Source organism: Pseudomonas chlororaphis subsp. chlororaphis (assembly GCF_003945765.1).
GTDB classification, from domain to species: domain Bacteria; phylum Pseudomonadota; class Gammaproteobacteria; order Pseudomonadales; family Pseudomonadaceae; genus Aquipseudomonas; species Aquipseudomonas chlororaphis.
Genome location: NZ_CP027712.1, coordinates 3,279,518 through 3,290,553 on the forward strand (window position 1 = coordinate 3,279,518; position 11,036 = coordinate 3,290,553).

An 11,036-nucleotide genomic window follows, 5' to 3' on the forward strand; every position below is an offset into this window, starting at 1 on the left:
TGTAACCAGAAGCGGCCTTGCATGTTAGTGAAGGCCGGCAACCGTGGCGGGGCAAACCCCGCCACGGACGACCTCAGACCCGGAACTGGCGCAACAGGCCGTTGAGCTGCTCGCTCAGTTCCTTGAGGTGCAGGCTGGCGGCACTGGACTGCTCGGCCGCCAGGGCGGTGCTGTGGGACAGGCCGGCGGCCTGGGTCACGTTCTGGTTGATGTCTTCGACCACATGGGCCTGTTGCAACGTGGCGCTGGCAATCGAGGCGTTCAGCCCGTTGAGGTTGCGCAGGGCCTGGCCGATGGCGTTCAGGCTTTCACCGGCCAGCCCGGCCTGCTCGATGGTCTGTTGCGAAGCCCGGCTGCTGTCGCCGATGACCTTCACCGCGGCTTCCGAGTGCCCTTGCAGGCGCTCGATCATCGACTGGATCTCGGCGGTGGACTTCTGCGTCCGCTGGGCCAGCAGGCGCACCTCATCGGCCACCACGGCGAACCCACGGCCCTGTTCGCCGGCGCGGGCGGCTTCGATCGCCGCGTTGAGCGCCAGCAGGTTGGTCTGCTCGGCGATCGAGTGGATCACCTCCAGCACGCTGCCGATCTGGGTGCTTTCCTGGGCCAGGGTGCGAATCACTTCCACGGCCTGGTCGATGGTGCCCGAGAGCCGATCGATCTGTTGCAGGCTGCCGTCGATATTGACCTGGCCCTGCTGGGCCTGGGCTTCGGCGTCGCGCATCTCGCTGGCGGCGTGTTCGGCGTTCTTCGCCACGTCCTGTACGCCGTAGGTCACTTCGTTGATGGCGGTGGCCACCAGCTCCATCTGCTGCGACTGCTGCTGGCTGCGTTCCTGGGCCTGGCTGGCATTGCTGCCCAGGTCGGTGGAGGACTGCGCCAGGGCTGCGGCCGACACCTGCAACTGGCTGACGACGAGACGCAGCTTGGCGGTGAAGCCGTTGAAGTGCCGGGCCAGTTCGGTGACTTCGTCCTGGCCGTGGGTGTCGAGGGTACGGGTCAGGTCGCTTTCGCCGCTGGCGATATTAGCCATGGCGTGCACGGTTTCCTGCAGCGGGCGGACGATGCTGCGGGCGATCAGCAACACCAGCAGGGCCATGAGCAGGGCAATGGCGATACCGACGACCGAGGCCTTCACCACCTGGCTGCGGAACTCGGCCTGCACGTCATCGATGTACACCCCCGAACCGATGATCCAGCCCCAGGGCTGGAACAGTTGGACATAGGAGGTCTTCTGCACCGGCTCGCTGGCGCCCGGTTTCGGCCAGCGATAGTTGACCATGCCGGCGCCCTTGGCCTTGGCGATGGCCACCATTTCGTTGAACACGGCAAAGCCGTCCGGGTCGCGAATGGCCGCGAGGTTCTGGCCGTCGAGCTTGGGGTTGGTCGGATGCATGACCATGACCGGGGTCAGGTCGTTGATCCAGAAGTAGTCGCTCTGGTCATAGCGCAGGTTGCGTATGGCGCTCAGCGCCTGCTTCTGCGCCGTCGCGCGATCGAGGCTGCCGGCGCTTTCCAGGCCCTGGAAATAGGCCAGCACACCGTTGGCGGTCTGCACCACATGCTGGGTTTTCTGCGCCTTGGCCTGGTACAGGTCGTCGTGGATCTGTTTGAGCATCAACATGCCCAGGGTCATCAGCATCAATACCGCGACAATCAGGATGAGCCACAGACGGCGGCTGATCGACATTCTGCGTAAGCTGTTCATGAATCTGTCACTCCCGATTGTTGTTCTTGTAATAGAAACACCCCGTACATCCGTCATGCGCTCCTTGCAGTCCGGTCCCGCTGATTCTCTCAACGCGACAGCGTTTATCGAGTATGTCTGCTAGGATTTCGGCCTCATTGCGAAAAACCTGAATCCGGCTGATTTTTCACGGAATTTTCAAGGGCGATGATGATCCTATTGCGGCTGCGAATCCGCGACGCACGCGTCAGTGAACATTGAAGAAAAATTAAAAAGGCATGCCACGGCATGACCTTCGGGGGATTGATGGAGCTTTGGACTGCCGCACAGGCATTGATTTTAGGGATTGTGGAAGGGCTGACGGAGTTTCTGCCCATCAGCAGCACGGGCCACCAGATTATCGTTGCCGACTTGCTCAACTTCGGTGGCGAGCGCGCCATGGCGTTCAACATCATCATTCAGCTGGGGGCCATTCTCGCGGTGGTCTGGGAGTTTCGCCGCAAGATCCTCGACGTGGTCACCGGCCTGCCGACCCAGCGCAACGCCCAGCGTTTCACTATCAACCTGCTGATCGCCTTCCTGCCCGCCGTGGTGCTGGGGGTGATTTTCGCCGACCTGATCCATGAATACCTGTTCAACCCGATCACCGTCGCCACGGCGCTGGTGGTGGGGGGCGTGGTCATGCTCTGGGCCGAACGCCGGCAGCATGAAATACATGCCAACACGGTGGACGAGATCAGCTGGAAAGATGCCTTGAAGGTCGGTTTCGCCCAGTGCCTGGCGATGATTCCAGGCACCTCGCGCTCGGGCTCCACCATCATCGGCGGCCTGTTGTTCGGCCTGTCGCGCAAGACCGCCACCGAGTTCTCGTTCTTCCTGGCGATGCCAACCATGGTCGGTGCCGCGGTCTACTCGGGCTACAAGTACCGCAATCTGTTCCAGCCGGACGACCTGCCGGTGTTCGCCATCGGCTTCATCACCTCGTTCATCTTCGCGATGATCGCGGTCAGGGGCCTGCTCAAGTTCATCGCCAACCACAGCTACGCGGCCTTTGCCTGGTACCGCATTGCCTTCGGCCTGGTGATCCTCGCCACCTGGCAGTTCGGCTGGGTCGACTGGACCGCGGTCCATTCCTGATGAACGCACGCAATCAGAACCGCCCCGGCGAAGTCGCCGGGGCTCGGATCCAGCAGCCAAGGCTCAAGGCGGTGATCTTCCTGCTGCTTTGCGCCTTACCGCTGTGCGGTTCGCTGCTGTTGGGCGTGAAGGGGATTTCCTGGGTACCGCTGGCGGCCTACGGCGCGGTCAGCGTGCTGACGTTCTTCCTCTATTGGAGCGACAAGCGCAAGGCCCGTAGCGACAGCTGGCGGACCCCGGAAAACGTCTTGCACGCCGTGGAGCTGGCCGGTGGCTGGCCAGGCGCCTTGCTGGCGCAACAGGCGTTTCGCCACAAGACCCGCAAGCTGTCCTATCAACTGGTGTTCTGGCTGATCGTGCTGCTGCACCAGGTGTTCTGGATCGACCGGCTGTTTCTCGAAGGCAGCCTGTTCTCGCTGTTCTAAAGCAACAGGCCTACCTGTACCCGCTTGGGCAGCTTGCTCACCACCAACTGGTGCGAACGCTGCAGCAAGTCCCGCAGTTCGCCGGTGCCCAGCGGGTAGGGTGTCTGCATGATGATCCAGTGCGCCCGGGCCAGGTACGGCGCCGGCCCGATGCCGGGACGGTCGACATGGCCGAGGAACAGCTCCTTGTCCACCTTGAACGCCAGTGACTCGCCCCGCAGGTTCTGCAGGGCGAACATCTTGTTGCCGGCCACGGAAAACACCCGCACGCCGCCCCATTTGTAGTCTTCGCGCGCGCCCGGCAAGTCCAGGCAAAATTGCGCCACATCCGCTTCTGTCATGGTTTTTCCTTTTGTCGCGCTGTCACAGTGTGCGGTCTCCGCAGCCTTTGAAGGCTTCGCTGACATGCTCGATCCAGGCCCTTACCGCTGGCAATACACCGCGCCGGTGAGGGTAGACCGCCTGCAGCCAACCGCCAGGCAGCGACCACTCGGGCAGCAGTTGCACCAGCTGCCCGGTCTGCAGTTCTTCTTCGCAATACATCATCGGCAGGATGGTACAGCCAAGGCCGGCGAGGGCGCAGGAGCGGCGCACCAGAAAATCGTCGATGCCCAGGCGCGCCTCCAGGACCAGGTCGCATTTCTCGCCCTGGGCGTCGAGCAGGCGCAAGTGCACCATGCGGTCGGCCTCCAGGGCTCCCAGCACCGGCACCTTGTGCAGGTCTTCGGGACTGTGGATCGGCCATTCCCGGGCGAACCCCGGGCTGGCGACCATCACGGTCTGCGCCTGGCGCAGGCGCCGGGTCACCAGCAAGGGGTCTTCGTCGCCATGCTCGCGAACCCGCAGCGCCACGTCGATGCCTTCGGCGACCACGTCGACCCGGCGGTTGAGCAGCTGCATGTCCAGCTGGACCTGGGGATATTGCTCGAGGAACGAGCTGATGACGGTCGGCAACATATGATGGGCCAGGCCCACCGGGCAGGACACCCGCAGGCGGCCGCGAGGTTCGCTGGACATGCTGGCCACGGCCTCGTCGGCCATTTCCGCTTCCAGCAGCATGGCCTGGCAGTGACGCAGATAACGTTCGCCGACCGCGGTCAGCTTCAATTGGCGGGTGGTGCGTTGCAGCAATCGGGTGTGCAGGCGTTCTTCCAGTTCGGCGATACGCCGCGACAAACGGGATTTGGGCACTCCCAGTACACGCCCGGCGGCGGCGAAACCACCGGCTTCCACCACCTTGGCAAAGTAATAAAGATCGTTGAGGTCTTGCATATCCTGACTCGACTGTCCTGCTGATGGGACAAACTATCGCATTTGTGCCGACTAATCAGCTATTGGTTTCACCTGTAGGATTGTCCTCAATTGATCGCCCGGTGGCGATCCTCACTTGGAGAATCCCAGATGAAACTGTTGCATATCGATTCGAGCATCCTTGGTGACAACTCGGCTTCCCGTCAGTTGAGCGAAAGCGTGGTCAAGGCCTGGAAAAACGCCGATGCCAGCGTTGAAGTGACCTACCGCGACCTGGCCGCCGATGCCATCAGCCATTTCAGCTCCGCCACGCTGGTGGCCGCCGGTACCCCGGCCGAAGTGCGCAACGCTGCCCAGCAGCACGAAGCCGAGCTGAGCGCTTCGACCCTCGCCGAATTCCAGGCCGCCGACGCTGTAGTGATCGCCGCGCCTATGTACAACTTCACCATCCCGACCCAACTCAAGGCCTGGATCGACCGCATCGCCGTCGCCGGCCAGACCTTCCGCTACACCGAAGCCGGCCCTGAAGGCCTGTGCGGTGGCAAGAAAGTCGTGGTGGTCTCCACTGCGGGCGGCCTGCACGCCGGCCAGGCCACTGGCGTGGCGCACGAGGATTACCTGAAAGTGCTGTTCGGCTTCCTCGGCATCACCGACATCGAATTCGTCCGCGCCCACGGCCTGGCTTATGGCGACGAAGTCCGCAACAAGGCCCTGAGCGACGCCCAGGCGCACATCAGCGAGCAACTTTTCGCTGCCGCGTAAGGCTTGTGTAAAAGTCGCTTACGCCCCAGGCAACGCCCTTTAAACTCTGTATTCTGATGCCCTCCAGGCAGCGGAATACGGAGTTTTTCGTGTTCGTGCTATTTGTTCTGGCTCGGGTTATGCAGTGGCTTGACCAGGCCCGACAGCTCCAGGCAACAGGCCAGCGAATTCCTGGCCAGTGAAGCAATGAACCGGCGTTTTCATCAGGTAGGGAAGGTGGTGCATCCATGATGCGTCTTTGGGCAATGTCACTGATCTGCCTGCTCGGCGGCCCGATTATCGTGCACGCCGCGCCCGCGCCCCATCCGCACTGGAGCGTGGGCTTCCACGAGATGAGTTTTCTCGACCCGCTGGACCAGCAGCCGATGCGCGCCATTGCCTTCTATCCCTCCACTGGCATCGAACACAGCAGCAAAGTCGAGGGTTATCAGATCGCAGCTTCCCGGGATTCGAAGGTCGCCATCGGCCGTTTTCCGCTGTTGATGCTGTCCCATGGCAATACCGGCACGCCGCTGGCCCTGCACGACCTGGCCACCTCGCTGGCGCGCAAGGGCTTCGTGGTGGTGGCGGTGATCCATCCGGGCGACAACTACAAGGATCACAGCCGGCTGGGCACCCTGAGCAATCTCTATGGCCGGCCGATCCAGATTTCCGAAGCCATCACCGCGACCCTGGCCGACCCGATGCTGTCGCCTTTCGTCAACGCCGGGCAGGTCGGGGTCATCGGTTACTCGGCCGGCGGCGAAACGGCGCTGATCCTGTCCGGAGCGACCCCCGACCTGGACCGCCTGCGCCGCTACTGCCAGGAGCGCCCCGACGATCACGATGCCTGCAATACCCAGGGCGAACTGATCGTCGATCGCGACGACCTGCAACCGGTCGCCGACCCGCGGGTCCATGCCTTGCTGCTGATGGCGCCGCTGAGCCTCAAGTTCGGGCGGCAGACCCTGTCCGGCGTGCATGTGCCGGTGCTGCTGTACAGCGGCGACGTCGACAAGCTGGTGGCTCTGGACAAGAATGCCGCGGCGTTGGCCCGCAAGCTGCCGGTCGCGCCGGACTTCAGGCTGTTGGCCGGGGCCGGGCACTTCGTGTTCATGGCGCCGTGCACCGAGGAGCAGTTGCTGAGCATGCCGGCCTTGTGCACCGACGCCGATGGCGTCGACCGCGAGGACATCCACCGCAATCTGATCGCCGAGGCCGGCCGCTTCTTTGCCCAGGCGCTGGGCAAGCCGAGCCGGGCCGGGATGCAGACCGCGGATCAGTGACTCAGGCGTCGGCCCGGCGCTTGAGCAGCAGGGTCAGGCCCAGGGCGCTGAGCGACAGCAGCGCCGCGCAGAAGAAAATCCACGAATACCCCAGGTTCAACGCCACCGCGCCCATCAAGGGCCCTGCAATCGCCAGCGCCAGGTCGAAAAACACCGCGTAGGCGCTCAGGCCGGCGCCGCGGCTGGTGCTGGGCACCTGCTTGATCGCTTCCACCCCCAGCGCCGGGTACACCAGCGACAGGCCGAAGCCGGCGAGCCCGGCGCCGATCATGGCGAACGCCGTCGATGGCGCCAGCCACAGCAGGATCAGGCCCAGGGTCTCGATGCTCATGCAGGCGATGGCCGCGCGATAACCGCCAAACCGGCTGATGCTGGAGATGAACAGCAGGCGCGAGAGGATGAAGCAGATGCCGAATACCGTCAGGCAATAGGCCGCGCCGGTCCAGCCGCGGCTGAGGTAGAACAGGGTAATAAAGGTGGTCAGGGTGCCGTAGCCGATGGACGCCAGGCTCAGGCCGGCGCCGTACGGCGCGATACGGCCGAACACCGCGCGAAACGACAGGCGCTCGCCGCGGATCACCGGCACCGATGGCTTGTTGCGGATCAGCAGCAGGGCCAGGGCCGCCAGCAGCGACAGGGCCAGCCCCAGGCTTTCGAAACCGTAGTCGGCGACCATCACCACCCCCAGCGGCGCGCCGATGGCAATCGCACCATAGGAGGCGATGCCGTTCCAGGAAATCGAGCGCGCGGTGTGCTCGGCGCCGACCTGGCCCATGCACCAGCTGATGGTGCCCACGCCGATCAGGCCCTGGGCCACCCCCAGCAGCAAACGTCCCAGCAACAGGACGCTCAGGCTGAGCAGCGGCAATGTTTGCAGGAGGCTGGACGCCAGGGTCAGCAGCCCGCTGAGGAAAATCCCCGCCAGGCCGTAGACGATCGCCCGTTTGGTGCCGATGTTGTCCGACAGGCGCCCGGCCATGGGCCGGCTGAGGAGGGTGGCCAGGTACTGCGAGCCGATAGTCAGCCCGGCCACCACCGCGCTGAAGCCCAGTTCGCCGTGGACGTAACCCGGCAGCACCGCGATCGGCAGGCCGATGCAGAGAAACGCGATAAAGGTATAGAAGACGATAGAGACGATCTGCAGGGTGATCGTCATGGAACTGGGCACGGGCTGTTGTTGCGCAGACATGAGGGCTCGTTCGCGGGCGGGCGGTTGGAGAACTGCATCATGGCGCGGGCCGGAAATAAAAGGAAGCAGGCTAACGATTTCTTTATGGCCGGCTATTTATAGGGGTTGGGAGGACGTTATCGCTGCGTCTGTAGGAGCGAGGCTTGCCCGCGATGCTTTTATAGCCGTACAAAAAAGCCCCGTCACCAGGACGGGGCTTGCAGACCGGCAACCAACTGGCGTTCCTTAGAACACCACGCCCTGGCTGCGCAGGTAGTCGTCGTAGGTGCCGCTGAAGTCGGTCACGCCGTTCGGGCTCAGCTCGATGATGCGAGTGGCCAGGGACGACACGAACTCACGGTCGTGGCTGACGAAGATCAGCGTGCCCGGGTAGTTTTCCAGGGCCAGGTTCAGCGCCTCGATGGATTCCATGTCCAGGTGGTTGGTCGGTTCGTCCATCACCAGTACGTTGGGCTTTTGCAGGATCAGCTTGCCGAACAGCATGCGACCTTGCTCACCACCGGATATGACCTTGACCGACTTGAGGATCTCGTCGTTGGAGAACAGCATGCGGCCCAGGGTGCCACGGATGATCTGCTCGCCCTGGGTCCACTGGCCCATCCAGTCGAACAGGCTGACGTCGTCTTCGAAGTCATGGGCGTGGTCCTGGGCGTAGTAGCCCAGCTCGGCGCTTTCGGTCCACTTCACCGAACCGGCGTCCGGGGTCAGCTCGCCCATCAGGGTGCGCAGCAGGGTGGTCTTGCCGATGCCGTTCGGGCCGATGATCGCCACGCGCTCGCCGGCTTCGACGGTGAAGCTGAAGTTCTTGAACAGGGTCTTGCCGTCGAAGCCCTTGGACATCTGCTCGATGGTCACGGCCTGGCGGTGCAGCTTCTTGGTCTGTTCGAAGCGGATGAACGGGCTGACGCGGCTCGATGGCTTGACCTCGGCCAGCTGGATCTTGTCGATCTGCTTGGCGCGGGAGGTGGCCTGCTTGGCTTTCGAGGCGTTGGCCGAGAAGCGGCTGACGAAGGTCTGCAGCTCGGCGATCTGGGCTTTCTTCTTGGCGTTGTCCGACAGCAGTTGCTCGCGGGACTGGGTCGCCGCGGTCATGTACTCGTCGTAGTTGCCCGGGAACAGGCGCAGCTCGCCGTAGTCCAGGTCGGCCATGTGGGTGCAGACGCTGTTGAGGAAGTGACGGTCGTGGGAAATGATGATCATGGTGCTGTTACGCGCCGTCAGAATTGTTTCCAGCCAGCGGATGGTGTTGATGTCCAGGTGGTTGGTCGGTTCGTCGAGCAGCAGCACTTCCGGATCGGAGAACAGCGCCTGGGCCAGCAAGACCCGCAGCTTCCAGCCCGGAGCCACTTCGGTCATCGGACCGAAATGCTGTTCCAGGGGAATGCCCAGGCCCAGCAGCAGTTCACCGGCGCGGGACTCGGCGGTGTAGCCGTCCATCTCGGCGAAGTCGGTTTCCAGCTCGGCCACGGCCATGCCGTCTTCTTCGCTCATTTCCGGCAGCGAGTAGATGCGATCGCGCTCGGCCTTGACCTTCCACAGCTCTTCGTGACCCATGATCACGGTGTCGATCACGGTGAATTCTTCGTAGGCGAACTGGTCCTGGCGCAGTTTACCCAGGCGAACGTTCGGCTCCAGCATGACCTGGCCGCCGGACGGCTCGAGGTCGCCACCGAGGATTTTCATGAAAGTCGACTTGCCGCAACCGTTGGCGCCGATCAGGCCATAGCGGTTGCCGCCGTTGAACTTGACCGAAACGTTCTCGAATAGCGGCTTGGCGCCGAACTGCATCGTGATGTTAGCTGTGGAGATCAATTACTTTACCTATCAAGGGGTTGCGAGCATCGTGTGGGCTCTTGGGCCATTCCCGGGGCATTCTGGAGCTTTTCCATTTCGCCAGGGTCGAGCCAGGGTCGAGCCAGCGAGCATAAGTAGACAGCAACATCTGGACGCTATGGCCAAGTTGCTGGGCAATAAAGGTGGGAGGTCATGTTGGAATTTGGCGCGCATTGTCGCATATGTGCGCCGGCAGTTGTATGACAGTGACCCACGGATTTTTCATCCAGGCCGGTAAGCGTCAGGCGTTGTAAAAATCGCCGCTGCGGATTTGTCCCGGGCAATGCGACTTAGGTCGTGGCATAGCGGACGGACACATTTTCACAAATCGGAGTTAACCTTTGGTTACAAACTGTGGCTAAAATGCCGACCAGTTGCCACATGCCATCATTGGCATGGGCTCAAGGACGTGCCTTCAGGACCTCTTATCGCTTTCGGACGCTGCATATGACCCCCGGCCCAGGTGGCCCACGTGGGGGCGCAGTATGTTCTCTTCTGACATGTGACGATTCCGTGAAACTCATCATTGCCGCTGTTTACGTTTTATCCATCGCGTATGTGCACCTGCGTGGTCGCGTGCGCCATAAACTGGGCCGCCAGCTGAGTGATCACTCGACCTTCCTGGCCCCGATCAACTGCTTCCTTTATCTGTTCTCGAAGATCCCCAACCGCCCGTACCTCGATCCGGCCGACTTTCCCGACCTGAGCCCGCTGCAGGCCCACTGGGAAGAAATCCGCGCCGAGGGCCAGAGCCTGCTCAGGGCCGGGGAGATCAAGCGTTCGGAGCAGTACAACGACGTCGGCTTCAACTCGTTCTTCAAGACCGGCTGGAAGCGCTTCTACCTCAAGTGGTACGGCGACAGCCATCCTTCGGCGATGAAGCTGTGCCCGCGGACCACCGAGCTGGTGCAAAGCATCGGCTCGATCAAGGCGGCGATGTTCGCCGAACTGCCGCCGGGCTCGAAGCTGGTACGCCATCGCGATCCTTATGCCGGCTCCTACCGTTACCACCTGGGCCTGGAAACGCCCAACAGCGCCGGTTGCTACATCAATGTCGACGGTGAGCACTATCACTGGCGCGACGGCGAAGCGGTGATGTTCGACGAGACCTACATCCACTACGCGGAAAACACCACCGAGCAGAACCGCATCATCCTGTTCTGTGACGTCGAGCGGCCGATGAAGTACCGCTGGGCCGCCGCCTTCAACCGCTGGTTCAGCCGCACCGTGATGGCCGCCGCCGGTTCGCCCAACGATGCCGGCGACCGCACCGGGGGCCTGAACCGCGCCTTCACCAAGCTGTACAAGATCCGCCTGCGCGGTAAAGAGCTGAAAAAGCGCAACCGCAAGCTTTATTACCTGGAAAAGTGGGCGATCTTCGCTGCACTGTTGCTGCTGTTCATCTTCATCTGATTCGCCCCTGATCGCAGGCCAGCCTCGCGCCTACGAGCCCGTCGCAGGAGCGAGGCTGGCCCGCGATCACGTCC

General features: G+C 62.6%; 10 protein-coding genes. 5 read left to right on the forward strand and 5 right to left on the reverse strand.

The features are described from left to right. Positions 1-73 precede the first annotated feature (73 nt). On the reverse strand, positions 74-1,708 hold the full coding sequence (locus tag C4K27_RS15080) for a methyl-accepting chemotaxis protein (RefSeq protein ID WP_007926446.1): 1,635 nt from the start codon (positions 1,706-1,708) through the stop codon (positions 74-76). Positions 1,709-1,993: 285 nt separating this feature from the next. Here C4K27_RS15080 and C4K27_RS15085 point away from each other — a divergent pair, with 285 nt between their 5' ends. Further along, complete coding sequence (locus C4K27_RS15085) at positions 1,994-2,824, forward strand: undecaprenyl-diphosphate phosphatase (RefSeq protein WP_053261582.1); 831 nt, start codon at positions 1,994-1,996, stop codon at positions 2,822-2,824. Next, positions 2,824-3,249, forward strand: a complete 426-nt coding sequence (locus C4K27_RS15090; RefSeq protein WP_007926442.1) for a DUF1294 domain-containing protein — start codon at positions 2,824-2,826, stop codon at positions 3,247-3,249. The genes C4K27_RS15085 and C4K27_RS15090 overlap by 1 nt, the downstream gene beginning before the upstream one ends. On the opposite strand, the gene C4K27_RS15095 is transcribed toward C4K27_RS15090, so the two are convergent. Continuing rightward, positions 3,246-3,590, reverse strand: coding sequence for an MmcQ/YjbR family DNA-binding protein (locus C4K27_RS15095; RefSeq protein WP_053261071.1), 345 nt, complete (start codon positions 3,588-3,590; stop codon positions 3,246-3,248). The two genes, C4K27_RS15090 and C4K27_RS15095, sit on opposite strands and share 4 nt — an antisense overlap. 22 nt (positions 3,591-3,612) lie before the next feature. Continuing rightward, complete coding sequence (locus C4K27_RS15100) at positions 3,613-4,521, reverse strand: LysR substrate-binding domain-containing protein (protein WP_053261072.1); 909 nt, start codon at positions 4,519-4,521, stop codon at positions 3,613-3,615. Between the two features lie 129 nt (positions 4,522-4,650). On the opposite strand from C4K27_RS15100, the gene C4K27_RS15105 reads away from it, so the two are divergent. Both C4K27_RS15105 and C4K27_RS15110 read left to right on the forward strand, forming a co-directional pair. After that, positions 4,651-5,262 carry an FMN-dependent NADH-azoreductase gene (locus tag C4K27_RS15105; RefSeq protein ID WP_053261073.1) on the forward strand — a complete coding sequence of 204 codons (612 nt, stop codon included), beginning with the start codon at positions 4,651-4,653 and terminating at the stop codon, positions 5,260-5,262. A gap of 227 nt (positions 5,263-5,489) precedes the next feature. Then, positions 5,490-6,527, forward strand: a complete 1,038-nt coding sequence (locus C4K27_RS15110; protein WP_007926435.1) for an alpha/beta hydrolase family protein — start codon at positions 5,490-5,492, stop codon at positions 6,525-6,527. A gap of 1 nt (position 6,528) precedes the next feature. On the opposite strand, the gene C4K27_RS15115 is transcribed toward C4K27_RS15110, so the two are convergent. Continuing rightward, complete coding sequence (locus C4K27_RS15115) at positions 6,529-7,716, reverse strand: MFS transporter (protein WP_037034795.1); 1,188 nt, start codon at positions 7,714-7,716, stop codon at positions 6,529-6,531. 225 nt (positions 7,717-7,941) lie between these two features. Further along, entirely contained in the window at positions 7,942-9,528 is a 1,587-nt protein-coding gene (locus tag C4K27_RS15120) for an ABC-F family ATPase (RefSeq protein ID WP_009043780.1), read from the reverse strand. 534 nt (positions 9,529-10,062) lie between these two features. Between C4K27_RS15120 and lpxO the strand changes: the two genes are divergently transcribed. Continuing rightward, entirely contained in the window at positions 10,063-10,962 is a 900-nt protein-coding gene (gene lpxO, locus C4K27_RS15130; protein ID WP_007926431.1) for a lipid A hydroxylase LpxO, read from the forward strand. Positions 10,963-11,036 lie beyond the last annotated feature (74 nt).